This window comes from Mycobacterium sp. NPDC003449, from assembly GCF_053588415.1.
On the sequence record NZ_JBSFPX010000019.1, the window covers coordinates 1 to 26,972 of the forward strand.

At 66.9% G+C, this 26,972-nt stretch carries 24 protein-coding genes; 11 read left to right on the plus strand and 13 right to left on the minus strand.

The window, feature by feature from the left end:
- The coding region (gene uvrB, locus ACWDTP_RS08045; protein ID WP_450018331.1) for an excinuclease ABC subunit UvrB at window positions 1-1,524 on the minus strand (1,524 nt) is incomplete at its 3' end.
- A 67-nt stretch (window positions 1,525-1,591) separates the two neighbouring features.
- On the opposite strand from uvrB, the gene ACWDTP_RS08050 reads away from it, so the two are divergent.
- The gene (locus ACWDTP_RS08050; protein ID WP_450018430.1) at window positions 1,592-2,113 is read left to right on the plus strand and encodes a DUF402 domain-containing protein; all 522 of its coding nucleotides are present in this window, start codon (window positions 1,592-1,594) and stop codon (window positions 2,111-2,113) included.
- The gene (locus ACWDTP_RS08055) at window positions 2,110-2,682 is read left to right on the plus strand and encodes a hypothetical protein (RefSeq protein ID WP_450018333.1); all 573 of its coding nucleotides are present in this window, start codon (window positions 2,110-2,112) and stop codon (window positions 2,680-2,682) included. The genes ACWDTP_RS08050 and ACWDTP_RS08055 overlap by 4 nt, the downstream gene beginning before the upstream one ends.
- Here ACWDTP_RS08055 and ACWDTP_RS08060 read toward each other — a convergent pair.
- From ACWDTP_RS08060 to rpsA, 3 genes are all read right to left on the minus strand, one after another.
- Window positions 2,679-3,419 carry a FadR/GntR family transcriptional regulator gene (locus ACWDTP_RS08060; RefSeq protein WP_450018335.1) on the minus strand — a complete coding sequence of 247 codons (741 nt, stop codon included), beginning with the start codon at window positions 3,417-3,419 and terminating at the stop codon, window positions 2,679-2,681. The two genes, ACWDTP_RS08055 and ACWDTP_RS08060, sit on opposite strands and share 4 nt — an antisense overlap.
- Before the next feature lie 44 nt (window positions 3,420-3,463).
- A complete protein-coding gene (coaE, locus tag ACWDTP_RS08065) occupies window positions 3,464-4,591 on the minus strand; it encodes a dephospho-CoA kinase (RefSeq protein WP_450018337.1) in 1,128 nt (375 codons plus the stop codon).
- Window positions 4,592-4,697: 106 nt separating this feature from the next.
- Window positions 4,698-6,137: a 30S ribosomal protein S1 gene (gene rpsA, locus ACWDTP_RS08070; protein WP_450018339.1), complete on the minus strand. Its 1,440-nt coding sequence runs from the start codon at window positions 6,135-6,137 to the stop codon at window positions 4,698-4,700.
- A 202-nt stretch (window positions 6,138-6,339) separates the two neighbouring features.
- Here rpsA and ACWDTP_RS08075 point away from each other — a divergent pair, with 202 nt between their 5' ends.
- On the plus strand, window positions 6,340-7,530 hold the full coding sequence (locus ACWDTP_RS08075; protein ID WP_450018341.1) for a PrsW family intramembrane metalloprotease: 1,191 nt from the start codon (window positions 6,340-6,342) through the stop codon (window positions 7,528-7,530).
- 84 nt (window positions 7,531-7,614) lie between these two features.
- Here the strand turns inward: ACWDTP_RS08075 and polA are convergent, their stop codons facing one another.
- Entirely contained in the window at window positions 7,615-10,275 is a 2,661-nt protein-coding gene (polA, locus tag ACWDTP_RS08080) for a DNA polymerase I (protein WP_450018432.1), read from the minus strand.
- Between the two features lie 45 nt (window positions 10,276-10,320).
- Window positions 10,321-11,205 carry a LysR family transcriptional regulator gene (locus ACWDTP_RS08085; protein WP_450018343.1) on the minus strand — a complete coding sequence of 295 codons (885 nt, stop codon included), beginning with the start codon at window positions 11,203-11,205 and terminating at the stop codon, window positions 10,321-10,323.
- 71 nt (window positions 11,206-11,276) lie between these two features.
- On the opposite strand from ACWDTP_RS08085, the gene ACWDTP_RS08090 reads away from it, so the two are divergent.
- The 5 genes from ACWDTP_RS08090 to ACWDTP_RS08110 all read left to right on the plus strand — a co-directional run bounded on the left by ACWDTP_RS08090 (window position 11,277) and on the right by ACWDTP_RS08110 (window position 15,135).
- Window positions 11,277-12,398, plus strand: coding sequence for an FAD-dependent monooxygenase (locus ACWDTP_RS08090; RefSeq protein ID WP_450018344.1), 1,122 nt, complete (start codon window positions 11,277-11,279; stop codon window positions 12,396-12,398).
- The gene (locus ACWDTP_RS08095; RefSeq protein WP_450018346.1) at window positions 12,395-13,075 is read left to right on the plus strand and encodes an alpha/beta fold hydrolase; all 681 of its coding nucleotides are present in this window, start codon (window positions 12,395-12,397) and stop codon (window positions 13,073-13,075) included. Before ACWDTP_RS08090 ends, ACWDTP_RS08095 begins: the two co-directional genes overlap by 4 nt.
- 131 nt (window positions 13,076-13,206) lie before the next feature.
- A complete protein-coding gene (locus ACWDTP_RS08100; RefSeq protein ID WP_450018348.1) occupies window positions 13,207-13,644 on the plus strand; it encodes a Zn-ribbon domain-containing OB-fold protein in 438 nt (145 codons plus the stop codon).
- Window positions 13,641-14,843 carry a lipid-transfer protein gene (locus ACWDTP_RS08105; protein ID WP_450018350.1) on the plus strand — a complete coding sequence of 401 codons (1,203 nt, stop codon included), beginning with the start codon at window positions 13,641-13,643 and terminating at the stop codon, window positions 14,841-14,843. Before ACWDTP_RS08100 ends, ACWDTP_RS08105 begins: the two co-directional genes overlap by 4 nt.
- A gap of 70 nt (window positions 14,844-14,913) precedes the next feature.
- Window positions 14,914-15,135 carry a DUF167 domain-containing protein gene (locus ACWDTP_RS08110; protein ID WP_450018352.1) on the plus strand — a complete coding sequence of 74 codons (222 nt, stop codon included), beginning with the start codon at window positions 14,914-14,916 and terminating at the stop codon, window positions 15,133-15,135.
- Here ACWDTP_RS08110 and ACWDTP_RS08115 read toward each other — a convergent pair.
- From ACWDTP_RS08115 to ACWDTP_RS08140, 6 genes are all read right to left on the minus strand, one after another.
- Window positions 15,128-17,122 (minus strand): DUF7064 domain-containing protein, encoded by a 1,995-nt coding sequence (locus ACWDTP_RS08115; RefSeq protein WP_450018354.1) that lies wholly within the window; start codon window positions 17,120-17,122, stop codon window positions 15,128-15,130. The two genes, ACWDTP_RS08110 and ACWDTP_RS08115, sit on opposite strands and share 8 nt — an antisense overlap.
- 110 nt (window positions 17,123-17,232) lie before the next feature.
- On the minus strand, window positions 17,233-18,384 hold the full coding sequence (locus ACWDTP_RS08120; RefSeq protein WP_450018356.1) for an alpha-D-ribose 1-methylphosphonate 5-triphosphate diphosphatase: 1,152 nt from the start codon (window positions 18,382-18,384) through the stop codon (window positions 17,233-17,235).
- Window positions 18,385-18,429: 45 nt separating this feature from the next.
- Complete coding sequence (locus ACWDTP_RS08125) at window positions 18,430-19,326, minus strand: oxidoreductase (protein WP_450018358.1); 897 nt, start codon at window positions 19,324-19,326, stop codon at window positions 18,430-18,432.
- A 12-nt stretch (window positions 19,327-19,338) separates the two neighbouring features.
- Window positions 19,339-20,643 (minus strand): MFS transporter, encoded by a 1,305-nt coding sequence (locus ACWDTP_RS08130; protein ID WP_450018360.1) that lies wholly within the window; start codon window positions 20,641-20,643, stop codon window positions 19,339-19,341.
- A 161-nt stretch (window positions 20,644-20,804) separates the two neighbouring features.
- Window positions 20,805-21,728, minus strand: coding sequence for a phosphate acyltransferase (locus ACWDTP_RS08135; protein WP_450018362.1), 924 nt, complete (start codon window positions 21,726-21,728; stop codon window positions 20,805-20,807).
- A 5-nt stretch (window positions 21,729-21,733) separates the two neighbouring features.
- Window positions 21,734-22,297, minus strand: coding sequence for an HD domain-containing protein (locus tag ACWDTP_RS08140; RefSeq protein WP_450018363.1), 564 nt, complete (start codon window positions 22,295-22,297; stop codon window positions 21,734-21,736).
- Window positions 22,298-22,560: 263 nt separating this feature from the next.
- On the opposite strand from ACWDTP_RS08140, the gene ACWDTP_RS08145 reads away from it, so the two are divergent.
- The 3 genes from ACWDTP_RS08145 (at window position 22,561) to ACWDTP_RS08155 (ending at window position 24,963) form a co-directional block, all read left to right on the plus strand.
- Window positions 22,561-23,271 carry a GntR family transcriptional regulator gene (locus ACWDTP_RS08145; protein ID WP_450018365.1) on the plus strand — a complete coding sequence of 237 codons (711 nt, stop codon included), beginning with the start codon at window positions 22,561-22,563 and terminating at the stop codon, window positions 23,269-23,271.
- A gap of 134 nt (window positions 23,272-23,405) precedes the next feature.
- Entirely contained in the window at window positions 23,406-24,194 is a 789-nt protein-coding gene (locus ACWDTP_RS08150) for an SDR family NAD(P)-dependent oxidoreductase (RefSeq protein WP_450018367.1), read from the plus strand.
- Between the two features lie 40 nt (window positions 24,195-24,234).
- A complete protein-coding gene (locus ACWDTP_RS08155; RefSeq protein WP_450018369.1) occupies window positions 24,235-24,963 on the plus strand; it encodes a sulfite exporter TauE/SafE family protein in 729 nt (242 codons plus the stop codon).
- A 36-nt stretch (window positions 24,964-24,999) separates the two neighbouring features.
- On the opposite strand, the gene ACWDTP_RS08160 is transcribed toward ACWDTP_RS08155, so the two are convergent.
- Window positions 25,000-26,937 carry a primary-amine oxidase gene (locus ACWDTP_RS08160; RefSeq protein WP_450018371.1) on the minus strand — a complete coding sequence of 646 codons (1,938 nt, stop codon included), beginning with the start codon at window positions 26,935-26,937 and terminating at the stop codon, window positions 25,000-25,002.
- Between the last annotated feature and the right edge of the window lie 35 nt (window positions 26,938-26,972).

Below are 26,972 nucleotides of genomic sequence, written 5' to 3' on the forward strand. Positions count from 1 at the left end.
GACACGCTGCGCCGGGTCGACCTCGGAGTGCAGGTAGCGCACCTTGATGCCGAGCTCCAACAGGTAGTCGGTGAGATCCTCGGCCATCTTCTTGGTCAGGGTCGTCACCAGTACCCGCTCGTCGGCCTCGGCCCGCCGGCGGATCTCACCGATCAGATCGTCGATCTGTCCCTTCGTCGGCTTCACCACGATCTTCGGGTCGACCAGGCCGGTCGGCCGGATCACCTGTTCGACGACCTCGCCCGAGGTCTGGCTCAGCTCGTAGCGACCGGGGGTGGCCGACAGGTACACCGTCTGACCGATCCGGTCGGCGAACTCCTCCCAGGTCAGCGGGCGGTTGTCGACGGCCGAGGGCAACCGGAAGCCGAAGTCCACCAGATTGCGCTTCCGGGACATATCGCCCTCGTACATGCCGCCGATCTGCGGCACGGTGACGTGCGACTCGTCGATGACGAGCAGAAAGTCCTCCGGGAAGTAGTCCAGCAGCGTCGCAGGCGCCGACCCCGCGGGCCTGCCGTCGATGTGCCGCGAATAGTTCTCGATGCCCGAGCAGAACCCGACCTGCTTCATCATCTCGACGTCGTAGTTGGTGCGCATCCGCAACCGCTGGGCCTCCAGCAGTTTGCCCTGCCCCTCCAATTCGGCCAGCCGCTCCTCGAGCTCCTGCTCGATCGTCGAGATGGCGTGGGCCATCCGCTCGGGCCCGGCCACATAGTGGGTGGCCGGAAAGATCCGAAGCGAGTCGACCTTGCGGACGATGTCGCCGGTCAGCGGGTGCAGGTAGTACAGCGCCTCGATCTCGTCACCGAAGAATTCGATGCGGACCGCCAGTTCCTCATAGGACGGGATGATCTCGACGGTGTCCCCGCGCACCCGGAACGAGCCGCGGGTGAAGGCCATGTCGTTGCGGTTGTACTGGACGTCTACCAGCAACCTCAGCAATCCGTCCCGTGGTACTTCCTGGCCCACCTGCAGCTCCACCGAGCGGTCCAGATAGGACTGCGGTGTGCCCAGGCCGTAGATGCACGACACCGAGGCCACCACGACCACGTCACGCCGGGACAGCAGACTCGAGGTCGCCGAGTGCCGCAGCCGCTCGACATCGTCGTTGATCGAGCTGTCCTTCTCGATATAGGTGTCGGTCTGGGCGATGTAGGCCTCGGGCTGGTAATAGTCGTAGTACGAGACGAAGTATTCGACCGCGTTGTGCGGCAACATCTCCCGCAGTTCATTTGCCAGCTGGGCGGCCAGCGTCTTGTTCGGCGCCATCACCAGGGCGGGCCGCTGCAGCCGCTCGATCAACCAGGCCGTGGTCGCCGATTTCCCGGTTCCGGTGGCGCCGAGCAGCACCACGTCACGCTCCCCCGCGTTGATCCGGCGTTCCAGCTCGTCGATCGCGGTGGGCTGGTCACCGGCCGGTTCGTACTGGCTGACCACCTCGATCCGGCCGCCGGTACGGACGATGTCGTCGACAGCCCGATACTCCGAATGCGCGAGCACGGGATGTTCGGTCGCGAAAGCCATGTTCACCAGGGTAGAACCGGGCACCGACAACTGCCGCAAGTGTTCTCCCAACGCGTAGGCTGACCCCATCCACCCGCCCAAACACGAGACATTCGACCTGGTCACCCGCACGAACACGGATCCGAAGGGGATCGTGCGGGCCGTCGACGTCTACACGGTTCAACCGTGGGGCCTCTACATGGCGCGGCCCACCCCCGGCCGGGCCCAGTTCCACTACCTGGAATCCTGGCTGCTGCCGTCGCTGAGCCTGCGGGCCAGCGTCTTCCATTTCAACCCTGGCCACGAACGTGACCAGGACTTCTACCTCGACGTCGGCGCGTTCACCGCGGCGCCGACCGTGTGGCATTCCGAGGACCACTACCTTGACCTGGTGGTTCGCACCGGGCGCGGGGTCGAACTGCGCGATGTGGACGAGCTGTTGACCGCGGTCCGGCACGGCCTGCTGACACCCGAGACCGGCGAGACCGCCATGCGGACCGCGGCCGGGGCGATCGACGGCCTCGCCGGCAACGGCTACGACCTCGATCGCTGGCTCGCCGGCAACGACATGGCCCTCACGTGGCGAGGCGCGTATGGTCGGCCTTCATGAGCCAGACTAAGTACGCATGGGGAGCGGCTGGCCTGCTGGCAGCACTGCTTACCGGCGCGCAGTTGACTCCCGCGACGGCGCTGGCTGACCCCGAGGTACCGCCGCAGCCACAGCCGCAGCTCGAGGCCCAGCCGGACCAGCAACTGCACAACGTCACCTACCGGGCCAGGATCGACGGGGTCTCCCGCAACGCGACGATCACCTACAAGATCGACGACGCCCAGATCAACACCGCCGACCCCACGATGCTGCCGGGCCGCACATTCGAGACCACCGGGGTGGTCACTGACCCGCAGCAGGCCGGCATGGCGGTGCGCATCGACTGGCCGTACTCGGCCAATCTGCACTGTGAGGTCCTCGTCGACGACCAGATCGTCGCCCAGGCCGACACCTTCGTCGCGCCGCGACTCTTCCGGCCGCGCGACGATCCGGGCTACGGCATCCTGCCCTGCGGCGCGAGCGTGAACAACACCGCGCTGGGCGGCGCGGTCGCCCCCGCCGACGGCGGGGCCGTGCCGCCGGCAGATGCCGGACCGCCGCCCGCACCACCCGCCGTACCGGTGGCCTAATCGTTCCAGCGCAGCAGGGACTCGACGGTTCGGCGGGTGTCGTTGATGTGCAACGCCATTCGGTCGGCGGCCAGCTCGGGTTCGCGCTCCTCGATCGCGGCCAGGATCTCCTGGTGGTCGGCGTTGGCGCCGGGCTCCAGCCGCCCGAAGACCGCCGTGACGGGCGGCCAGGTGCGCCTGCGCGAGTCGGCGACCGCGTCCAGCAGCCGGTCGTTTCGCGCCGCCTGGGCGATCCGCAGGTGAAAGGCCGAATCGAGGGTGTGAAACTCGTTGGTGCGCCGCGCCGACTCCTCGTCCAGCGCCCGGCGCAGCGCCACCTCCATTCCGGCCAGTAGTTTGCGCAAATCCGCCAGGTCGGTCGCGCGGCGCCGCTCGGCGGCCATCCGGGCGGCACCGGTCTCCACGACGAGGCGGTATTCGAAGGCCTCTCGAATGACCCTGGTGTTGCGCCGCAGATCGTGCCGCATCTGCACCGGATCGTATTCGGGCGCCCGCACGGTGTAGCCACCGCCGCGCCCGCGACGCACCGCGATCAGCCCCTCCCGCTCCAGCACCGCGACCGCGGTCCGGACGGTCGTCCGCGACACATCGAGCAGGTCGGCGAGTTCTCGTTCGGTCGGCAACCGGTCGCCGATCCGAAACTGCCCCAATTCCAAGGCCCGCCGCATCTGGTCGACCACCAGCTCATGGGCCGCGATCTGCCGGACCGGACTCAACGCCGACTTCGTCGCAGACATATCAGTCCCCCTTCTGATGCCCGCAGACTACCGCGATCCGGAGGTCAGGGCCGCCAGTCCGTGGCGTCGGCCCACTCCCACGCGCTCCGGTACGCGTCGGTGATGTCGGCCCCGGGATTGGCCCGTCGCCAGTCGGTGAACAGCAGCGCATACTGCTGGTTGGGCCAACCGGCCACCCGCAGATGGACATTGGTGGGCCTGCCCGGATCCGCCGATGCGTGTAACCGGCTGCGCCACAGGGCCGCATCGTCGGAGTGGTCGAACTCGGCGACCGTGCTGCGGGCATCCGATTCGACCGCGTCCACGCCGTCGGCGAGCGGAAGGTATCCGATCGCACGCAGATCGTCGGCGAGATCGTCTGCCACATCGAGCGATTCGACGGTCACCTGAACGTCGATGACGTCGGGCGCGTCGGCGCCGGGCACCGTCGTCGGGCCGACATGGTCGACCCGGACGATCCGGTGACCGCCCGCGGTCTGCAGCCGGGCCACGATCCGGCGCGCCTGGCCGGCCCAGCCGGCGTCGAACGGCACCGGCTGCAGCGGCGCCGCGACCGGCTCCCCGGTCTGGACGTTGCGCGCGAACGGCAGAATCCGGTTGAACCACAACTGTTTCGCACGTTCGGCCAGGTCTTCCTGGGTGCCGGAATTGACCAGCCAGACGTCGGCCACCTCCCGGCGCTGCTGTTCGGTGGCCTGCGCGGCGACCCTGGCCCTGGCGTCGGCCTCGGACATGCCACGCTGCTCAACGAGCCGGGCCAGCCGGGTCTGCTCGTCGGCGTGCACCACGACGACCAACGGAAACAGCGGTGCCATCTGGGATTCGACGAGCAGCGGAATATCCTCGACGATCACGGCATCCGCCGGAGCCGCCTCGATCAGCTCGGCCCGCCGCGTCGCCACCATCGGGTGCACGATGCCGTTCAGCGTGGCCCGCTTCTCGTCGTCGCTGAACGCCACGGCCGCCAGCGCCGGCCGGTCCAAAGCCCCGTCGGGCAGCAGGATCTCCTCGCCGAAGGCCTCCACCAGCCGGGCCAGCCCCTCGGTACCCGGCTCGACCACCTGCCTGGCGATGACATCGCCGTCGACGATGATGCCGCCGCATTCGGCGAACGTCGCCGATACGGTCGACTTACCGGCTCCGATGCCGCCGGTCAATCCAATGCGCAGCATGTCCGCACTCCTCGGTCGTCAGATGAAAAGAGAAACCGCGCAGGAAGTCGGTGAACTTCCTGCGCGGTTTCAATGACTTGACCAGCTCGTGGTCCAGACGCGCCGACTAGGCGCTGCCGGCGAGCTTCTCCCGCAGAGCGGCGAGCTGCGCATCGCTGGCCAGCGTGCCGCCCGACGACTCCTCCGAACGCGAGGACCCGTTGGACACCGGCGCGTTGGCGGCCTCCGCCTCGGCGGCGGCGAACTTCTCCATCTGCGCGGTGTGCATCTTGTGCCGGCGCTCGGCCTCGGCGTAGCGGGCCTCCCACTCCTCACGCTGCGTGTCGAAACCTTCGAGCCACTCGTTGGTCTCGGCGTCGAAGCCCTCGGGGAAGATGTAGTTGCCCGCCTCGTCGTAGCTGTCGGCCATGCCGTACTTCGACGGGTCGAACTCGTCGGTGTAGTCCTCGTTGGCCTGCTTGAGGCTCAGCGAGATCCGGCGACGCTCCAGGTCGATGTCGATGACCTTGACCATCGCGTCGTCGCCGACCTGGACCACCTGATCCGGGACCTCGACGTGGCGCTCGGACAGCTCCGAGATGTGCACCAGACCCTCGATGCCCTCCTCGACGCGGACGAACGCACCGAACGGCACCAGCTTGGTGACCTTGCCAGGCACGATCTGGCCGATCGCGTGGGTGCGGGCGAAGTGACGCCACGGGTCTTCCTGAGTCGCCTTGAGCGACAGCGAAACCCGCTCGCGGTCCATGTCGACGTCGAGCACCTCGACGGTGACCTCGTCGCCCACCTGAACCACCTCGGACGGGTGGTCGATGTGCTTCCAGGACAGCTCGGAGACGTGCACCAGGCCGTCGACCCCGCCGAGATCGACGAACGCGCCGAAGTTGACGATCGAGGAGACCACACCCTTGCGGATGGCGCCCTTCTGCAGCTGGTTCAGGAACTCGCTGCGCACCTCGGACTGGGTCTGCTCCAGCCAGGCCCGACGGCTCAGCACCACGTTGTTGCGGTTCTTGTCGAGCTCGATGATCTTGGCCTCGATCTCCTTGCCGATGTACGGCTGCAGATCGCGGACGCGACGCATCTCGACCAGCGATGCCGGCAGGAAGCCGCGCAGGCCGATGTCGAGGATCAGGCCGCCCTTGACGACCTCGATGACGGTGCCCTTGACGGCCTCGTCCTTCTCCTTGAGCTCTTCGATGGTGCCCCAGGCCCGCTCGTACTGAGCGCGCTTCTTGGACAGGATCAGACGGCCTTCTTTGTCCTCTTTGGTGAGAACGAGGGCCTCGACCTCATCACCCACGGAAACGACCTCATTGGGGTCGACATCGTGCTTGATGGAGAGTTCGCGCGAAGGAATGACACCTTCGGTCTTGTAGCCGATATCGAGCAGGACCTCGTCGCGGTCCACCTTGACGATGGTCCCTTCGACGATGTCGCCATCGTTGAAGTACTTGATGGTCTTGTCGATGGCGGCGAGGAAGTCTTCCGCGGAGCCGATGTCGTTGACGGCAACTTGCGGGGACGTGACGGAGGGACTTGGCATGTGGTGGGTTGCTCCGGACAGGTTTGTTCGTAGGGACAATTAGTTTGTGCTTTGGTGCTTCATGTTGTGCATCGGCGCGGACGCCGATTGTGATCCGCGGCGCGATCATGCTGTGCACACAGATACGTAAAGAGGGTACTCGACCGGGTACACGCAGGACAAACTGCCTCCCCCGAAGGCCGTGTGCCGCCGCTACCCTTCGATGGTGGCCTACCCCCCGATGCAGCCTCAGCCGCCCGGTCCGTGGTTTCCCGCGGCGGCGTCATTGCCGAGGCCGGCCCGCAAGGTCGGCGCGCCGCTGGCGGTGATCATCCTCCTCGGTGTCCTCACCGGGCTGATGATCCTGCTGATCACCGTCTCCAACCCGGTGGGCGCGGTCATCGGGTTCGTACTCTCCAGCATCGTGATGGCCGGCGTGGTGTGCGCCTACCTGTGGCTGGACCGCTGGGAGCCCGAGCCGCCGCGGCTGCTGCTGCTGGCCTTCGGGTGGGGTGCGTCGGTGGCGGTGCTGCTGTCGGTGGTGCTGTCGTTGTTCACCGACGCCCTGATGCTGCCCGGCCCGGAGGGGCCGGCCGGATTCGCCTCCATGGCGATCCGGGCGCCGCTGATCGAGGAGGCCGCCAAGGGCCTGTTCCTGGTCATCATGATGACCGGACGGCGCCGCAACGAACTCAACTCCCTCACCGACTGCCTGGTCTATGCGGGCATGGTCGGCACCGGCTTCGCCTGGCTCGAAGACATCATGTACATCGCCGGCGCGGACTCGCTGGCGGGTTCGCTGGTCACCGCGGCGATGCGACTGATCATGGCGCCGTTCGCGCATGCCCTGTTCACCACCATGACCGCGATCGGGGTGTACTTCGCGCTCAGGCGGCGCGGCTGGCTCGCCAGGGCCGGCGCCATCCTGGTGGGCTACCTGGCCGCGGTGCTCATGCACGGCTTGTGGAACGGCTCGTCGCTGCTCGGCGTCGGGGCGTACTTCGCCGTCTACGCGGTGTGGATGGTGCCGGTGTTCGCCCTGATGGTCGTGCTCGCCGTGACCAGCAGGCGCCGCGAACAGCGCGTCGTCGCGGGCAAGCTCCCCGGCATGGTGGCCGCGGGCCTGATCACCGCCAACGAGGCGACCTGGCTGGGGTCGTTGCGCACCCGGCGCGCCGCCATCGCCGAGGCGACGCGGGCAGGCGGGCGACCCGCCGGACGGGCCGTCGCCAACTTCGCGGCGGGGGTCGTCGAACTCGCGTTCGTGCGGGACCGGATCGACCGCGGCTTCGGCGACCAGCGGGTCTACGCCCTGCAGAACGATGAAACCCACGCCCTGGTCGCGGCCCGCGCGCAGGCACCGATCCTCGGCTGGCTGGCCAACTACCGGGCTCCGGCTTCGCGGCGCGACTAAGGCGCGCCCGCCCGGCGCGAGATGACCATCGCCGATCCGGTCAGGACCCGGACCGCCACAGAAGCCGCTGGCAACGCCGCCGGATCAGTGCGCGGCGCTGTCCCAGCTGGGGCCGTATCCCACTGACACCTCGAGCGGAACATCCAGCGCGTACGCGTCGCCCATATGCTCGCGCACCAGGGCCTCCAGGGCGTCACGCTCCCCCTCGACCACCTCGAACAGCAGCTCGTCGTGCACTTGCAGCAACATCCGGGAGTTCAGCCTGGCCGCCTTGATCGCCTCGTCGACGTTGATCATCGCGACCTTGATGATGTCGGCCGCACTGCCCTGGATGGGGGCGTTGAGCGCGGCCCGCTCGGCGGCCTCACGCACATTGCGGTTGCTGCTGTCGAGTTCGGGCAGATACCGCCTGCGCCCGAACACCGTCGAGGTGTATCCGTCCTTACGGGCCTGGTCGACGACATCGCGCAGATAGTCGCGCACCCCGCCGAACCGGGCGAAGTACTGGTCCATCTGCACCTTGGCCTCTTCGGTGGAGATCTTGAGCTGTGAGGCCAGGCCGTAGGCCGACAATCCGTAGGCGAGCCCGTAGGACATCGCCTTGACCCGGCGCCGCAGCTCCGGGGTCACCTCGTCGATCGGCACGCCGAACGCCCGCGATGCCACGAAAGAATGCAGATCCTCACCGGTGTTGAACGCCTCGATCAGGCCTTCGTCCTTGGACAGATGGGCCATGATGCGCATCTCGATCTGGCTGTAGTCGGCCGTCATCAGCTCGGCGTAGCCCTCACCCACCACGAAGGCGTCCCGGATCCGGCGGCCCGCCTCGGTGCGGATCGGGATGTTCTGCAGATTCGGCTCGGTCGACGACAGCCGGCCGGTCGCGGCGATGGTCTGGTTGAACGTGGTGTGGATCCGCCCGTCGGAGGCCACCGCATTCAGCAGGCCGTCCACGGTCACCTTGAGCCGGGTGGCGTCGCGGTGGGCCAGCATATGCTGCAGGAACGGATGCCCGGTCTTGTCGAACAACGACTGCAACGCGTCGGCGTCGGTGGTGTAACCGGTCTTGGTGCGCTTGGTCTTGGGCATCTCCAGTTCGTCGAACAGCACGACCTGCAACTGCTTGGGCGAACCGAGGTTGATCTGCTTGCCGATCACCGCATACGCCGCCTCGGCGGCGTCGCGGATCTGGTCGGCGAAATCGCTCTGCAACTCGGTGAGCCGGGCGCTGTCGACCGCGATCCCGGTGTGCTCGATCTCGGCGAGCACCCGCTGCACCGGCAGCTCCATCCGGCCGAGCAGCGACGACGAGTCGATCCTGGCCAGTTCCTCGTCGAGCGCATCGGCCAGGTCCAGCACCGCGCACGCCCGCAGGATCACCGTCTGCACGGCCTGCTCGTCGACGCCGTCGGAATCGTCGAGTAACGAAAGCTGTTGCTGTTCAGGGGTTTCGGCACGCAACTCGCGGCGCAGATAACGCACCGACAGGTCGTCGAGGGCGAAGCTGCGCTGGCCCGGCCGCACCAGATAGGCGGCCAGCGCGGTATCGGAGGTGACGCCGCGCAGCGTCCAACCACGCCCGGTCAGATCGTGCATCGCCAGCTTGGCCTCGTGCAGCGCCTTGGGCGGGCCGGGATCGGCCAGCCAGGAGGACAGCGCGGCCTCGTCCTCGGGGGTCAGGGTGGCGGTGTCGATGTAGCGGCCGTCGCCGTCGGCAGACACCAGCGCCAGCGCGGTGGCGTCGGCGTCGTAGGCGAGGTGGGTGCCCACCACGGCCAGCCCGAAGCGGTTACCCAGGCTGTGCTCGGACAGCCAGGCCGCGAGCTCACCGGGCTCCAGCGCCCGCCCGCGCACATCGAACCCGTGCTCGGCCTCGGGTTCGGCCGAGACCAGCGTCTCGAACAGCCGGTCCCGCAGTACCCGGAACTCCAGGTCGTCGAACAGCCGGTGGATCTGATCGCGGTCCCAGGTCTGCATCCGCAGCGTGTCGGGGGTCTGGGCCAGCGGCACATCCTTGACCAGGTCGGTGAGCTCCCGGTTGAGCACCACGCTGGACAGATTCGCCCGCAGCGATTCGCCCACCTTGCCCTTGACCTTGTCGACGTTGTCGACGAGCGCCTGCAGCGAGCCGTACTCGACGATCCACTTGGTCGCGGTCTTCTCCCCCACCCCGGGAATCCCGGGCAGGTTATCGCTCGGATCGCCGCGCAGCGCCGCGAAATCGGGGTACTGCCCGGGCGTCAGACCGTACTTCTCCTGCACCGCGCCGGGGGTGAACCGGGTGAGCTCACTGACCCCTTTACGCGGGTAGAGCACCGTGACGTCGTCGCTGACCAGCTGCAACGAATCACGATCACCGGTCACCACCAGCACCCGGTAGCCCTCGTTCTCGGCCTGCGTGGCCAGCGTCGCGATGATGTCGTCGGCTTCGAACCCGGCCTCGGCGAGCACCGTGATGCCGAGCGCGCCGAGCACCTCCTTGGTGATGTCGATCTGGCCGCGGAACTCGTCAGGGGTGGCCGAACGCCCCTCCTTGTACTCGGGGTACTTCTCCTTGCGGAACGTCTGGCGGGACACGTCGAAGGCGGCCGCGACGTGGCTGGGCTGTTCATCGCGCAGCAGGTTGATCAGCATCGCGGTGAACCCGTAGACGGCGTTGGTGGTCAGCCCACCCTGGGTCTTGAAGTTCTCGGCGGGCAGCGCGTAGAACGCGCGGAACGCCAGGGAGTTGCCGTCCAGGAGCATCAGTGTGGGCTTGGTCGTGGGCTGGGCGTCCGTCACGCCTTCACTCTATGCACCGCCCCCGACGAGTTCGGCGGCCATGTCGATGAGCGATCGCGCGGCCGGGCTGATCGGACCGGTGGCCCGCCAGGCCAGCGCAAGCCGAGCCCGGGGTTCGGGGCGGATCGCGATGGCATGGACGTCGGCGCGCTCGTCGGCCACCGACCCCGGCACGATCGCCACACCCAACCCGCGCGCGGCGAGGTCGGCCAGGGCGTCGGGGGTGGCCGCCTCGAACACCACGTGCGGCACGACCCCTTTCGCCGCGCAGGCCCGGTCGAACTGCCTGCGGATGCCGCCGCCCGCGGGCAGCGAGATGAGTGGACGGGCGGCCAGCGCCGCCAGGCCGACGGTCCGCCGCGTCGCCCAGGGATCGGTACGGCCCACCACCGCTTTGATCGGCTGGTCGGTCGTGGTGGCGACGGCGAGTCCGTCCGGAATCTCCTCGGAGCCGACCGATGTGATCGCGACGTCGTACCTCCCGCTGCGAACGCCGTCGATCAATGCATCCGCGGTGTCGGTGGATAACGCGATCTCGACCGACGGGTAGGCCCGGTGATACCCGGCGAGCAGCTCCGGCATGTCGACGTTGTGGGCGGTGACGGTGCCGACGGTGACCGAGCCACGGACCAGGTGGGTGAGCTCGTCCACTGCGGTCCGCACCTGGCGCACCGCCTCGAGCGCGGCACGCGCATAGGGCAGCGCCGCTTCTCCTGCCGCGGTGAGCCGGACCTCGCGTCGGGACCGGTCCAGCAACGGCTGGCCCAATTCCCGTTCCAGACGGGCGATCTGGGCGCTCACCGCGGGCTGCGCAACGTGCACGCGCATTGCGGCGCGGGTGAAGTTGGCTTCCTCGGTGACGGCCACGAAGTACTCGAGCTGCCGCAGTTCCATAACGGTTGATTATAGTTTGTGTACTGAGACGGTATTGGACTTATATCAGCTGCTCCACGCAGGCTCGAGGTATGGATATCGTCATCGCCGGGGCCGGCATCGGCGGCCTCACCGCGGCATTGAGCCTGCACGCCCGCGGCATGGGTGTCACGATCGTCGAATCGGCGCGCCGACTCACCGCGCTGGGCGTCGGCATCAACCTGCTGCCGCACGCCGTCCGCGAACTGCACGAACTCGGACTCGGCGAGGAATTGCTGGCGATCTCGGCCACCCCCGCGGTCATCGACTTCTACACCTCCGAGGGCACGCTGCTGTTCCGCGAGCCGCGCGGCCTCGAGGGCGGCTACGGCTACCCGCAGTGTTCGGTGCACCGCGGCAGGCTGCAGATGATGCTGCTCGACGCCGTCCGCGAGCGCATCGGCCCGGACACGATCCACACCGGAGCGGGGGTCGCGGATTTCGCCGAATCCCCAGGCGGTGTGCGGGTGCGGACCGGGGCCGGCGAATTCACCGCCGACCTGCTGGTGGGCGCCGACGGCGTGCACTCGACGGTCCGGCGGCTGGTCCACCCCGGCCCAGATCCACTGGCCTGGTCCGGGGTGCGGATGTTCCGCGGGGCCAGCCGGATGGCGGCGTTCCTGGACGGCCGCACCATGGCCATCATCAAAGGCGACGGCGGCGTCGAGCTGGTCACCTACCCGATCGGCGGCGATCAGGTGAACTGGGTACTGCAGGTCACCGAAGCCGGCCCGGGCGCGCTGCCCGGCGACGCCAACTGGAACACCCCCGCCGACCCGGCCGCCGTCGCCGCACACATGTCCGGCTGGCACCTGGACTGGCTCGACACCGCCGACCTGGCCGCCCGCTCCGGCACGGTGTTCGAATACCCGATGGTCGACCGGGACCCGTTGCCGCACTGGGGAACCGGTCAGGTCACCCTATTGGGCGACGCGGCCCACCCGATGTATCCCGTCGGCGCCAACGGCGGCTCGCAGGCCATCCTCGACGCCCGCACCCTCGCCGATGCCCTCGCCTGCGGTGCGGGCCTCGAGGGCTACCAGGCCCGGCGCGTCCCCGAGACGGCCGCCGTGGTGCGGGCCAACCGGGAGATGCACGCCGCCGACCCGCACGACCTGGCCCGGGTCACCGCCGAATACCGCCGAAACACCTTCGCCGACAGGAGTTCCCGATGACCACCTTCGTTCTCGTTCCCGGCGCCTGCCACGGCGGCTGGTATTTCGACGAACTGGCGGCAGGTCTGCGGGCCGCGGGCCACCGGGTGTTGGCACTGACGCTGACCGGTGTCGCCGAACGGTCCCATCTGGCACACGCCGGAGTGAATCTGGAAACCCACATCGCCGACGTGCTCGCCGAACTGGCCGCGCATCGGCTGACCGACGCGGTGCTCGTCGGGCACAGCTACGGCGGGATGGTCATCACCGCGGTGGCGGATCGCGTTCCTCAGCAAGTGGATTCGCTGATCTACCTGGACGCGTTCGTCCCCGACGACGGAGATTCGTGCTGGACGCTGGTGACCGACGAGCTCCGGGCCTGGTACGCCGACGTCGACACCACCGGCTATGGCGTGCCTCCGCTGCGCTTCTTCGAGGAGCGGGCCAGCGCCCACCCGCTGGCTTCGCTGATGCAGCCGATCCGGCTCACCGGCAACTTGTCCCGGTTCCGGCGGCGCGTCTACGTCTATGCCACCCAGTGGGATGGCGAGCCGCCGTTCTCCTCACTCTTCGACAGACTCCGACGTGACCGATCATGGACCACACACGCGCTGGACAGCACGCACAACCTGCTCGCCGGCCATACCGACGAGGTGTTGCAGATCCTGTTGGACACCGCACCACAACCCGATCAGTAGTCGCTGATTACGCTACTCAGCCCGCCCGGATCGTCCCGATTTCGCTTGTCGAAGTCACTGTTCACCGAGGAACGAACACACAAACTGGAACACGTTTCAGTTTTCCGGCCGGGATGGGTAGGCTGAGCCACGTGCCAGCAGCAACCACGCAACCCGCGATCGAAGGGTGGTTCGCCACCGACGACGCCGGTGCGACCCACCTGATCGGCGGAAAGTGCACCCAGTGCGCCACCTACGTGTTCCCGCCGCGGGAGACCAACTGCCCGAATCCGGCCTGCGCCAGCGACACCCTTGACCTGGTGCCACTGTCCCGCCGCGGCAAGGTGTGGAGCTACACCGAGAACCGGTATCCCCCGCCCGCGCCGTATCCGGCTCCCGAGGTGTTCGAGCCGTTCGCGATCGCCGCGGTGGAACTCGCCGACGAGGGCCTGATCGTGCTCGGCAAGGTCGTCGACGGCACGCTGGCCGCGGACCTCAAGGTCGGTATGGAGGTGGAGCTGACCACCATGACGCTCTACACCGACGACGAGGGCGTCGAGCGCACCACGCATGCCTGGAGGATCGCATGAGCACTCCCGAACCGCTGTACATCCTCGGTGCGGGCATGCACCCGTGGGGCAAATGGGGCCGCGACTTCACCGAGTACGGCGTGGTCGCCGCCCGCGCGGCCCTGGCCGAAGCCGGCCTGAACGCGCAGCAGATCCAGTTCATCGCCGGCGCGGACACCATCCGCAACGGCTATCCGGGCTTCATCGCCGGGTCGACGTTCGCCCAGAAGCTTGGCTGGAACGGTGTGCCGGTGTCGTCCTCGTACGCGGCGTGCGCCAGCGGCTCGCAGGCGCTGCAGAGTGCCCGCGCCCAGATCCTGGCCGGGTTCTGCGACGTGGCCCTGGTGGTCGGCGCCGACACCACCCCCAAGGGAGCGTTCGCGCCGGTCGGCGGGGAGCGCAAGAACGATCCGGACTGGCAGCGCTTCCACCTGCTCGGCGCGATGAACCCGGTGTACTTCGCGCTGCTGGCCCGGCGCCGGATGGACCTCTACGGCGCGACGTCCGAGGACTTCGCCCAGGTGAAGGTGAAGAATTCCCGGCACGGCCTGCAGAACCCGAATGCCCGCTACCGCAAGGAATCCGCGGTCGAGGATGTGCTGGCCAGCCCCGTGGTGTCCGATCCGCTGCGCCAGCTCGACATCTGCGCCACCTCCGACGGGGCCGCCGCGCTGATCGTGGCTTCGAAGTCGTTCGCCGAGAAGCATCTGGGCTCGCTAGAGGGGGTGCCGTCGGTGCGTGGGATCTCCACGGTGACCCCGCGCTACCCGCAGCACCTGCCCGAACTGCCGGACATCGCAACGGATTCCACCGCGGTGGTGGCCGCACCCGAGCGGGTGTTCAAGGATCAGATCCTCGACGCCGCCTATGCCGAGGCCGGGATCGGTCCCGAGGATGTCAGCCTGGCCGAGGTGTACGACCTGTCCACCGCCCTGGAGCTGGACTGGTACGAGCACCTGGGGCTGTGCCCGAAAGGTGAGGCCGAGGGCCTGCTCCGGTCCGGGGCGACGACCATCGGCGGCCGCGTTCCGGTGAACCCGTCGGGCGGGCTGGCCTGCTTCGGCGAGGCCATCCCCGCGCAGGCCATCGCGCAGGTGTGCGAGTTGACCTGGCAGCTCAAGGGCCAGGCCACCGGCAGGCAGGTCGAGGGCGCGACGGTCGGTGTGACGGCCAACCAGGGCCTGTTCGGCCACGGCTCCTCAGTCGTGGTCGCACGCTGATTCCGTCGCCCAATGTGAACATGATGTCGAGTTTCGCTCGAAAATTCGCACACTTCTTCACGTTCGGCGCATGGTAATCACGGTCCAGGTCAAGCCCGGCAGCCGCAAAGGCCCGCTGGTCGAAACCGGCGACGACGGTGCGCTCACCATCTACGTCCAGGAGCGGGCCGTCGACGGCAAGGCCAACGATGCCGTCACGAAATTGCTGGCCGCGCATCTCGGCGTACCGCGCAGCAGGCTCGAGTTGGTATCCGGAGCGACGGCACGGCTCAAGCGTTTTCGCGTCACGTGATGTTGCGGTTCCATTCCAGCCAGCCCACGCCGGTGCGTCCATCGGCGGTGCGCACGCTGGCCCAGGCCCGGGGGAACTGGCTGACCCGCCCGTCCGGCGCGGTCAGCAGCACCGGCGCGTACCCCTGGATGTCGACGCCGAGCTCGATGTCGCCGGGCTGCAGGGTCAGCGTGGTCGCGACCGGTAGATCGCCCTCGCCGAGACGCTGCTGCGCGGTGACCGATTGCAGCTCGATGAGCGGCTCACCCTCACGCTGTGCGTAGCCGATGCCGATCGGCGGCATCCCGGGGATCCGGATGTCGACCCCGTGCAGATGGGTGCCGTCGTCGAGATGCAGTGCGCTCCAGACCCAGTCCATCGACCACCAGTCCCGCAGCCCCCAGGAATGGTCGCGCTGCCCTGGTACCGCATCGACGACGTAGCCCTGCTCCCCCACCGTCACGGTGCCCGACACCGTGCACGGCAGTTCATAGCGCGGCGTGATGCGGTACTGGTACGGCGTACCGCTGGTGGTCCACGTCAAGTCCATCGAGACGTCGACGGGCCGGCCCGATTCGCCACGCAGCGGCGCCGCCGGATCCTCATGGGCCTGGCCAGTGCCCGCTGCGGCCACCCGGTAGGTCCGCAGCGGCTCGATCGCGTGCAGGCCGAGGGTGATCCCGTCCCCGCTGACCGCGGTCACCTCAGCCGGCGGCGCGGCGTGAAAGTCGTTGAGCGCGATGGTCGGCAGGCCCGGTCCGCAGAACATCACGTTGATCCACGCCGCGTCCTGGTTGGGCACCAGCCCGAGACGAATCCAGCCGCCGAACCCGGCCGCGGCATCGGTGAAGTCGAAGTACCAGCTCTCGTTCCACATCGGCTCGTCGGTGCCGGCGTGGGCGCCTTCGTCCTCCGGTGAGACCACCAGCGGCTGCGGAACCTCCGGCGGCGCAAGGGTATCCAGCGCACCGGTGTCGAGCACATGGCTGCAGTGCCGGTCCAGCATGGTCATGAACATCTGATCGCCGCGCTCGGTGCGTTCGACCAGCATCGAGGAGATGATCGCCATCATCACGCCGAAGAAGCTCTGCCGCCGGACCCCGTCACGGACCTGGTCCAGGCTCAGCGGCGAGTCCGGGCCGAGCGCGTCGTGATAGGCCCGCAGCAGCGTGTCGTAATGATCACGGCGCTGCTGAACCGGCAGCGCACAACCCAGGAAGTAGGCGGCATCGGTCAGCGCCGGACCCCAGGTGACGGTCTGCCAGTCCACCACGGTCAGCGGCCGGTCGGCGCCCGGCTCACCGAAGAGCATGTTGTCGAGCCGATAGTCCCCGTGCACCAGGCCCTGCGGCCGGCCCGGTTCGCCCTCGGCGGCCAGATAGGCATCGAAGCTCTCGACCAGCCGTTCGCACACCCGGCGGTGCTCCGGGGTGATCAGGGTGTCGTACCGCTCGGCGAACGCGGCATACAGACCCGAGATCATCGCCTGGGTCACCGGCGCGTCGCGGTTGAGCCACTGCGCCTGCGCCAACGCCGCGTCACCGAGGATCGGGCCGTGCACCCGCCCCAGCTCGGCGAGTGCGAGTGCGGCCTGTTCGACTGTCGCACCGCGGATCTCGTCCCCGACAACCGCGGGCGCGGCGTCCCCGAGCAGCAGATCGAACGCCCCGGTGTCCGCATCGAAGGCGGCGTGATGGCAGGCGGCGATGGGGCCGCCCAGGCCCGGTGCCACCTCGGTGTAGAACAGCACCTCGCGTTCGTAGAGACCCAGCGCCAACCCGGTCTGACGGCTGCTGGGATCGGTGGCCGCGACCTTGAGCACAACCGACGCGGGGCCCGACGCACCAGCTGCGTAGTCGAGCGCCACCCGGTAGCACTCACTCATCTGCCCGGTGCCGATCCGTTCGAAACTGAATCCGGCGACGGGAGCCGCGCCGATCGCCGCGGTGAGCCACTCGCAGGTCAGATCGTCGGGGCGGTCGAGAACGGCGTTCTGAGTCGGATGCACACAGGCAACTTAGCAGTGGCCCCGATCACACCTGACGGGTGTCAACTATTGGTGCGCAGCCCTGGGGCGGCGGCGTTCCGCCTTCGACCCTCACACCGCGCGTCGATGCTTCAACAAAGACCCATCAAGGGTGAGCCGGCGCGCCAGGCCTGCTTCACGACCGGTAGACCGGCAGAGATGTCGACAGCGGTCAGATCGGCAGCGAACCCTTCGGCAATCCGGCCCCGGTCGGGAAAGCCACCCACCACGGCCGGTCCGTCGGTGACGAGTTTGACGGCGGTCGCCCACGGAAGGTCGCCGTCTTCGGCGAGGCCGTAGACCGCGTGAATCAGCGACGCCGGGTGATAGTCGGACACCAGGGCGTTTACGACACCTTCCGCTATCGCGTCCCGGGCTGACAGCCAGGACAGGTGCGAGCTACCGCGCCATGCGTTGGGCGCACCCATCACGACGTGAAGGCCGGCGCGCTGGGCTTCGACGGCTGCCTCGAGGGTCAACGGAAATTCACATATCGAGGCGCCGGCGCGGTCCGCCTCGATGACGTCCTGGCGGGTGAGGTCGTCGTGTGAAGCCAGACGCAGACCGGCGTCTGTCGCGAGCATGGCCGCCTCTTGTCGTCGGGACGACACATCCCGAGCACGCCCAGCCCGCGCGGTGGCGAATCGCTTGCGATCTACGGGATTTCCGTCGCGGCATCGAAGATTGGCCTGATCCCACGCCGAACTGTCACGGCTGTATTGGCCGACACCGGGAGCGTGGTTCATGTAAGAGACGATCCTGGTGAAAGCCGGGTCGGCCAAGTCCTGGCTCAAACACCATCGTTCGGCGCTCAGCTCGAACCTGACGTGGAGCATCGTGTCGGCTCGGAGATGCCTTTTCTGCGACTTGAGGGCATTCAGCCAATCGCTGGGGTCGGCAATGTCGTTCGAGGTCTGCAGGTCGTCGTCGACTGTCAGGCACAGGCATTGGGTCGTGACTCCGTTTGCCACGGCTTCGGCGTCGACCTGTAGAAGCGTCGCGTCCAGCGGGAATCGGGTTCGGGGGCGCGGTTGACTGCGAGGGTTCAGAGCGTCGGAGTGAAGGTCAACGAGGCCAGGGAGGAGGTCGACCTGCCCGAGGTCGATGACCGTCGCCCTTGGCGGTGCGTCTTGACCGACCGCCTCGATGACGCCGTTGTGGATCGTGACATAGCAGTTGGAGATCGCCACGCCGTCGACCGCGGCGCGCGCCGCCCGCAAGGTGAAGCGGTCGTGGCGTTCCATTTGGCCAGAGTAACTGCAGGGCCGATGAGCCAGCGGGCTCGACGACTAGCCGGGTCCGTCGCTGGCGGCCGCCAAGAGCGGCACCACCAGATCGCCGATTGGCGTGGGGATGCCGCGAGAACGTCCACGTCGCAGTACGACCCCGTTCCGGCTGTCCCATTCGAGGGGACGGCCGGCCTGTCGGTCGGCGAGGATGGAGGTGCTCAAATCGGCCGGGGACCTCTGAAACCCATCGATGATCGCTTGCGGTACTTCGTCGCCCAGCGTCGCCCCCTCGGCGCGGGCAACCTCAAGGCATTCCCGCAAGTACGCCAGAGCGAGCTCGGCGATGTCGGCGCGGGCGAACATGCCGGCGCGGCGACCCGCCAGCACCATCAGCCCGGCAACCGCGTTCTGTAGCAGCTTTCGCCACGCGACCGACGTGAAATCCATCGCGACATCGACCGAGCATCGGGTGCCGTGTAAAGCCGAGAGCACCACGCCTGCCTCTGGGGTGTCCGGCAGGGTCAGGCGTGCTTTGCCGCGCAGCCACACCGAACCATCGGATTCGCGTTGAGCGGGAAACCACACCACCGAGGGCAGCACCGGACCGCCGGACGAGTACGGAGCGACAAGCGATGTCTGCTCAACACCGTTCTGCAGCACACAGACAACGGTGTGTGCGCCGCACAGTGCGGACAGCCACGGCGCGGCCGCCTGAACTTGTGTCGACTTGACCGCGACGAATACCAGGTCGAACGTGTTCTTTATCTCGGCAGGGTCAATCCGCACGGGTCCTGGGACAACGACACGATCGGCGTCGTCGCGCAGCACCAGGCAGTCGTGCGCCGAACGGCCGCAGATCGTCGGCGTGCGCCCGACCTCGTGAAGTGCCGCCGCGATGGTCGTGCCGATCGCCCCCGGACCGATCAGGGCGACTGCTGGGTTTTCTGACGTCTTCATCCTGCGTTCGGCCTATGCGGTCGCGGCACGTAGGCGCCATGACGGGAGCAGCAGCACACCAGTGAGCAGGGCCAGCGCCGCGAAGGAGTAGAACAACGCCTCGGGGCCGATAAACCCGGGTATGAGTCCGCCGAGGATCGCACCGACGGATCCCGATCCGTTGACGAATCCTACGGCGGCCCCTGCATGCTCCTTCGTTCCGAAATCGACGGCCGCGGTTGCGGAGAGGACGGAGTCCGCCGCGTACATGCTCAGACCGATCAGCCCCAGAATTATTGCGATCATGGCGATGTCGCCGGTCGAGGTGAGTGGCACGAAGGCGGCCGACGCCACGGCCAAGATGACCACGCTGATGACGGTGGCTGGAATACGTCGCGACTGGAACAAGCGGTCGGAGGCCCAGCCGATGAGGATCGGGCCCAGCACACCGCCAACGCCGAAGGTGACCGGGACGATGACCGCCTCAAGGTCTGTTACCTGGGGGGCACGCTTCAATACGATTATCGGCCCCCACAGCAGGATTGCATAGCGCGACGGCTTCAACAAGAAGTATGCGAGACCGAGTCGCAGGACCATCCGGTCACGGACGGCGACGAGGAACGAGTCACGGATGCCGCGAAGGATTCCCACCTCAGCCGGCTTCGCGCCGTCGACGACCGATTCGTCGGGACCGTCGACAATCTCAACCGAATCTGCAACGCCGTGCGCATTCGGGTGCCCCTTACGGCGGGCTGCCCAGTCGTCGATGTCGACGTCACCCAAACCTACTGCCTTCGGTGTATCACGTTGTGCGATAGCGGTGATCATCAGAATCAGAGCGACAACGGCCGCCGTTGATATGAATGCTGCCCGCCAGTTGTGGAACACGCTGTATGCCCACCAACCTGCGAACGGTCCGGCGACCAGCCCGCCCAGTGCATAGTTGGTGGTCCACCAACCGAACACCCGGCCGCGCTCGCTGACGGCGAAGAACGCCGACATGTTCTTGCACAAGGGCGCCCAGCCCGAAGACTGCGCCAAGCCTTGTGCAACCATGAGGAGCCCGAACCCGATGATCGCGGTGGTGAACCCCATCAGAGTCGCAGAAACCGCGGATACCGCCAGGCCGACCAGCAGGACGCGGCGCGGACCGAACCGGTCGGCGAGGGTGCCCCAGACGAACTGTCCGACCGCGTATGCGGCCAGATAGGTTGCGTCGAGAACGCCCATCAACGGCTCGGTCATAGCTGACATCGATGGGTCATCGAGAATCCCCACCTTCGCCGTGGAGAACGCCTGGCGGGTGAAATAGAGAGCGAAGTAAACCAGCCATGTCACGGCGAATATCTGGATTCGCCAACGACGAAGTTGATCAAGAGGCCGGATACCGGTGTGCTGGAGATTAGGCGACAATGCCATAGGAGACTTCCATTCGGGGGATGGTCATCAGCGGCCACACCGAGGTGGCCGGAGGGGGCCAGGGCGTTAAAAGCAGCTGTTCAACGGCGTTTCAGGTTGTGTTGGAGCCATGCCAGGTACCTGCGCCCCAGCCCGCAGGAGGCCAGCTGCGACTGGTGAGAATCACCGCGCGACGGGAGCGCGATCGGGTAGCTCCCGCCCACCACAAGTCCAGCGATGACTGTTCGAGGGTTGCGAGCGGCCATCTTCACAACGCCGTTCGCGGTTTCGATGTTTGGGCAGACCAGCAGGTCGGCGTCGCCGGCGACCGGCGACGTAATCCCTTTGACGGCTGCGGCGTCGCCCGAGAGTGCGATGTCCAGCGCCACAGGACCCAACACGTCCGCACGATCGGCGATGCGGGCACCGACGTCCGCCGCAGCTATCGACGACGGGACGGCTACGTTGACCGTTTCAGTAGCTGAAAGTACCGCCACTTTGGGACGTGGGATCCCCATCGACTGCACGAAATCGATCGCGTTGTCGGCGATGACTCGCTTGAGATCCGGAGACGGTGCGACGTTGATGGCTCCGTCGGTGATATAGAGGGGCTTGTGATAGATCTCTTCTGGCAGGTAGACGGCGAAGATGTGGCTGAGCCGGCCGGCCAAGGTTCCTGCATCACGTCGGTTCTGCAGTACGGCGCGCATCAGGACGTCGGTTTTGATGTTTCCTTTGACCATCATCGCCACCTCGCCACCTGCTGCCAGCGAGACCGCTAGATCGGCGGCGGACTCATCGCCGTCGACTTCGTGGAACACCCAATTGTCAACGATGAGATTGTGTTTGGTGGCCAGCTTTACGATTCCCTGGCGGTGACCGATAACGGTAGGCGCGATCAGGCCGGCAGCGTAAGCGCCGTGGACGGCTCGTAGTGATGCAGCGCTCGAAGGCTGTACGACCGCGGTCGGTGCCGGGCCGAGATCGATTGGCGGCGGCTCGCATAGGAGTGTCGACTCGTGCATGAGTGTCAGAACCGATCAGAGCGCGACGTGTCGATCCAAACCCGCCGCAACACCTCGCTGTAGGACGGCAGATCGTCGGTGGTGGCGGTGGAGTCTTTCGCCCGGTCGTCCCAGTAGCGCAGCTGCGCTGCATCCTCGTGGAACCTGTGTGCCCGGAATTCGGCAACTTCTTCGGCTGTCATCGGACCCCCTTGGCGGGCAAGGGATCTGACTGAAGCTGGACTAAGGGTGTCAGCATACGTCGGCTGCGTGGCGACGAGATAGCGTTTGGCTGGCACATGCTGGCCGACCAGGTATGCCGCCCGCTCCGAGATGTGCTCGGCGCAGAACACCGCACCGATCTCCTCATGTACACCGTGCCCGTAATGACTGAGAACCGCTGGTGCACGGCCGATATCGTGCAGAAGGGCCGCCGCGATCATGACGTCGTCACGGTGATCATCGCGGGCCTGCTGTGCGGTTTGCAGCGCGTGCTGTAGCTGATTCACCGCCTCGTCCTCGTAGGGGCTCTGCTCGGCGACGCGAAGGATTTCGAGGGTGTCTTCAACGGAAAAGTGGGGGCTGGACAACTCGGGGGCCTTTCTGTGATCTGGGCTGCAGACCACTAAAACACCATCGACTTGACTAGTCAAGTGCACTCATACGTTTGTCCGTCGCAATGCGATGGTTGCGCCCCACGGGGGTGCGGATGGCTCGGCCGGAGCTCCCGCTGCGCTGGTGCAGTACAGTTTTTCCGAGCACGTGCGGGGGTAGCGGCGGAGCACCGCGTCAGGGTCGCGGTAGGGGTCGCACATCCCACCGCGGAGGCTCGGAAAGGACGGGTTGCTTCTTGGTGGACGAAGGCCCGCGTTATCAATCGATCGCCAATCTGCTCCAGCACGAGTTCGCATCGATGGCACCTGGGACGCAGGTGTCGTCGGAACACGAACTCGCCAAGCGATTCGGGATGAACCGGCTCACCGCCAAGGCGGTCCTGGAGGAGCTTGAGCGCCGGTACGTGGTTCGACGCAGTCAGGGCAAAGGGACGTTCGTCGCACGCCGTCTGCCTTACGTGGTCAGCCCGAATTCGTCACCGAGTTGGAGTGCGAGCGTACGAGCGGCCGGCGGCGCCCCGGGCATCGCCACCGTCTCCATCCGGGAGCGTCCCGCCTCGCAGGGCATTGCTGACCAGTTGAAGATCGACAAAGGGCAGCGGGTATTCGTTTTGGTGCGTCGTAGATTCATCGACGGCCTCATCGCCGGGTGTACCACCAGTTACCTGCCAGGTGACCTCCTGCCCCGGTTCCGCTCACGCCTGTCGAACGAGGCCTCACTGAATGAAGTGCTGGCCGAGCACTACGGGATCGAACCGATCCGCGCGTGGGCAAAGGTCGAATTGCGGCCGGCCCCGGCAGAGATCGCGACCCAGCTTGAGCTTCGCGGCGCACCCATGGTGCACCGCCTCTCCGCGATCCTCGAAGATCGCAGGTCGGGCCGAGTGATCGAGTTCGGGGAGACCTGGCTACGGCCGGACGCCGTCGACCTGGTGATCGAACTGCGATAGCCGCTCGAACAGCGCATGTGCCATGACGCGAACTCCGCAATAGGCGTGCCGTGGCGGCCCTGTGCGGGTACGCTGCCTTCTACTTGACTAGTCAAGAACACAGCACTCTCGACAACCTACAGCCAGGAGTCCAGTTGAACGTCGATCTCACCGGTCGAGTCGCCCTCGTCGCCGGTGGTAGTAAAGGAATCGGCCGCGCTATCGCACATGAGTTCGCGCAGCTGGGAGCACGGGTGGCGATTGGGGCGCGCGGTCGAGAAGCCTTGGACAAGACCGCCGCTGAAATCTCGACCGAGGGTGAGGCCCCGTTCGTCTTTCAAGGTGATCTTTGCAGTACGGCAACGGTAGAAGAATTCACCGAGGCGGTCGCCCGTCGCTACGGCAAGATCGACATCCTCGTCAACAATGTCGGCGACTCGGTGATGGGCCATGACTGGCGTACCGCGGATGCCGAATGGGCCGCCATGCTGGAAACCTCCCTCATGAGCGCGGTCCGCTGTTCGCGGGCTGCGATACCGCACCTCCTCGAAAGCGACTACGGGCGGATCATCAACATCTCCTCGGTCAACGGCCACCAGCCACCGGCGGGCCGCGGCGACTACAACGCGGCAAAAGCGGCAGTACTGGCGTTTTCGAAGACTCTCTCATTTGAACTGGCGCCTGCCGTCACGGTGAACAGCATCTGCCCCGCGCGCATCGACACCCCGCTCTGGCGGCGGATGGCCGAGTCCATGCTGGACGAAATGACGCCGACCATCGATGCCGTCCTCGACGGTATAGCCAAACGTGATGTGCCGATGGGCAGATTCGGCCGGCCGCAGGAAGTGGCCGCCCTCGCCGCCTTCCTCGCATCGGACCATGGCGCCTGGATCACCGGCGTCGCCTACAACATCGACGGTGGTTACACGAAAGCGTCTGCCTGAACACCGACCGCGGAAGTTTATGACGTGCGAAGGGCACAGGATGCTGGCTCTCGGTAGCGTATTCGTTCTCGCCTTGGCGGCAGGGGCTCTCGGTGGCCTGGTCGGCACCGGTTCATCATTGGTACTGCTGCCGGTGCTGGTGCTGATGTACGGCCCCCGGGAGGCGGTGCCGATGATGGGTATCGCAGCGGTCTTGGCCAACGTCGGTCGCGTGGCCGCATGGTGGCGACAAATACGTTGGCGTTCGGTGTTCGCATATGCCCTACCCGGTGCGCCGGCTGCCGTTCTCGGTGCGCACACCCTGCTGACCATCTCACCCAAGATCGTCGACGGTGCATTGGGCGTCTTCTTTCTCGCCACGATTCCGATCCGCCATATCGCCGCCGCGCGGGCATGGCGCGTACGTCTGTGGCAGCTCGGCATCGCCGGTGCGGTCGTCGGCTTCCTGACCGGTCTGGTCCTGTCGACCGGGCCACTGAGCGTGCCGATTTTCACCGGGTATGGACTGAGCGGTGGTGCATTCCTCGGTTCCGAAGCGGCCAGCGCGCTCCTGCTGTACATCGCCAAACTGGCCACCTTCGGTCAACTCGGGGCTTTGACCACAGGCATCGTCATCCGCGGACTGGCCATCGGAACCGCATTGATGATCGGGCCGTTCCTCGTTCGCCGAATGGTGCAACGATTGCGCCCCGGCACCTACGGTTACCTCATCGACATTGTGTTGATCACGGCCGCCGGTGGCATGTTCATCGCCGTGCAACATCATTGATGCGCCGCCCGACGCGCTGTGCGAATAACCGGACACCTAATGGTGCGCGGCCCTGGCCGCGGTGTGCGCGCAGCCCTCGGGCGGTGTGGCCGCCACGTCCAGCGCGGGGTTGCGGTCGAAGAAGCCGTAGGGCTTGAGCCAGAACGACACGATGTCGACGGGCATCACCGGCCAGTCCTCGGGCCGGGTGATGTGGTGGATACCGAAGACGTACCACAGCACCACATCGGTGTTCTCGATCGACCGGTTGGCTTTGGTCCACTCGCCCAGCCCGGTATCGACGGCCGACTGGTTGACGAATTCCCCAGCCGGCCAACGTTCGTCGGGGCGGTTCGGGGTGACCCACAGGGTGTGGCCGATGGCGTTGGCGCGGCGCAGCACCGGTGAGGACGGGTCGAACATCGGCGGGATCGCCCCGGTGGGGATCAGCTTGTAGGACGGGTGGGTGCCCAGTCCGTTGACGACGTTGGTGTTGACCACCTTCCACGCCCGCTGAGTGGCGAAATCGACGTCCTGGCGGCCCTCGTCCTCGGTGCGCAGCGGCCGGTCGCGGACCACCAGCGACAGGCCGTACGGATTGTCCGGGCCGACCGGTTCGGTGTGCGACTCGGTCATGTAGACCGTGTTGTCACTGCCGTCGATGTCCAGATCCAGCCGGGCGATCAGGAAATGCTGGTGGAACGGTGCATAGGTGCGTTCGTCGACCAGGGTGCCGTTGGGGTGCGGCCGCCCCTCGGGAACCGGTGTGGTCACCATGATCCCGGTGGCCCGGACCTCGCACTCGATGTTGCCGTCCTGGTGGAGCCGCCAGTACATCAGGTATTCGTAGTTGGCCACGGTCACATGCGAGGAGATGGTCAGCCGCCGCATCCGGCGCACCTCGGCACCCGCATCGTGGTCGACGTGCTTCCACAGCACGGCGTTGTCCTCCTCGTGGATGCAGACAGCGTTGGTGATGGTGTATGGCTCACCTTTGCTGTTGTGCAGCACCGCATCCAGGTACCGGATCTCGCCGAGGCAGTCACAACCCAACTCCAGCGACGTGGTCATGAACCCCAGGCCCCACTCGCCGATGTCGAACGCGGTGCGCCGGTAGTGATCAACCGAGGAATCCCGGTACGGCACCACCATCTCGGCGAACGACATCCGGTGGGCCACCGAGCGATTCGCCGCACCGTCGCGGTAGCGCACGGTGTGCAGCGTCATCCCCTCGCGGTGGTTGAAGCCGATCCGCAGCGACCAGTTCTGCCAGGTCAGCAGGTTGCCGTCGAGCGTGAACGACGGCCCGTCCGGCTGCGTGATGTGCAACGGTGTGAGCGGCTCCCGGTCCCAGCCGGACCGGATCCGGTCCGGGATGTGATGCGGCACGTATTCACCCATGACGTCGGGTCTTTCGTTGCTTCCGTCATCCTCGACCCGCAGCACCTGCATGGCGTTGAGGTCGATGACGCAGTGCAGGCCGCTGACCGGGTGCGCGTACGGGTTGGCGCCCGGCGCGGACTTGTACCAGGTGTCCGACCAGCCGATGCGGCGGTCCCGGTACTCGGGCGGGGCTACGGCGTCGCCGTAGGTCCAGGTGTCCATGAACACGTTGTCGATGTCGGTGATACCGCGTCTGGCCAGGGCCGCGATCACCTCGGGGTGGCTGCGCAGCACCTCATCGCATTCCACGAATTCGTCGACGGTGAAGTTGGCCTGCACCCCGGGGACCCGGTCGAAGGTCTCGACCCTCCCCCCGGTCAGCGACACCACGCCCTTGTAGGTGGCGTTGGCCGCCCGGTCCAGGCAGATCACCGCGGCCCGCCGCGGCGGGGTGGCACCGCCGTCGTCGAAGGCCGCGAGTTCGGCTTTGGACGGCTCGACGAGTTCGACCGCGGTGATCCGCCAGCCCTCGCCGACGCCGTGTTCACTGCGCAATGCCGCTGCCACCGCGGTGAACTCGTCGGCGGTGAGCGGATCGAGGGGGTAGCTCACCCGCTCACGCAATCACACCGCGGCGCGCCGCGCAG

Coding starts and splice junctions, on each gene's coding strand:
- ACWDTP_RS08055 (WP_450018333.1), top strand. CDS start 2,110: ATGAGCCAGACTAAGTACGCATGGGGAGCGGCTGGCCTGCTGGCAGCA.
- ACWDTP_RS08060 (WP_450018335.1), bottom strand. CDS start 3,419: ATGTCTGCGACGAAGTCGGCGTTGAGTCCGGTCCGGCAGATCGCGGCC.
- coaE (WP_450018337.1), bottom strand. CDS start 4,591: ATGCTGCGCATTGGATTGACCGGCGGCATCGGAGCCGGTAAGTCGACC.
- rpsA (WP_450018339.1), bottom strand. CDS start 6,137: ATGCCAAGTCCCTCCGTCACGTCCCCGCAAGTTGCCGTCAACGACATC.
- ACWDTP_RS08075 (WP_450018341.1), top strand. CDS start 6,340: ATGGTGGCCTACCCCCCGATGCAGCCTCAGCCGCCCGGTCCGTGGTTT.
- polA (WP_450018432.1), bottom strand. CDS start 10,275: ATGCTCCTGGACGGCAACTCCCTGGCGTTCCGCGCGTTCTACGCGCTG.
- ACWDTP_RS08085 (WP_450018343.1), bottom strand. CDS start 11,205: ATGGAACTGCGGCAGCTCGAGTACTTCGTGGCCGTCACCGAGGAAGCC.
- ACWDTP_RS08090 (WP_450018344.1), top strand. CDS start 11,277: ATGGATATCGTCATCGCCGGGGCCGGCATCGGCGGCCTCACCGCGGCA.
- ACWDTP_RS08095 (WP_450018346.1), top strand. CDS start 12,395: ATGACCACCTTCGTTCTCGTTCCCGGCGCCTGCCACGGCGGCTGGTAT.
- ACWDTP_RS08105 (WP_450018350.1), top strand. CDS start 13,641: ATGAGCACTCCCGAACCGCTGTACATCCTCGGTGCGGGCATGCACCCG.
- ACWDTP_RS08110 (WP_450018352.1), top strand. CDS start 14,914: ATGGTAATCACGGTCCAGGTCAAGCCCGGCAGCCGCAAAGGCCCGCTG.
- ACWDTP_RS08120 (WP_450018356.1), bottom strand. CDS start 18,384: ATGGAACGCCACGACCGCTTCACCTTGCGGGCGGCGCGCGCCGCGGTC.
- ACWDTP_RS08125 (WP_450018358.1), bottom strand. CDS start 19,326: ATGAAGACGTCAGAAAACCCAGCAGTCGCCCTGATCGGTCCGGGGGCG.
- ACWDTP_RS08135 (WP_450018362.1), bottom strand. CDS start 21,728: ATGCACGAGTCGACACTCCTATGCGAGCCGCCGCCAATCGATCTCGGC.
- ACWDTP_RS08155 (WP_450018369.1), top strand. CDS start 24,235: ATGCTGGCTCTCGGTAGCGTATTCGTTCTCGCCTTGGCGGCAGGGGCT.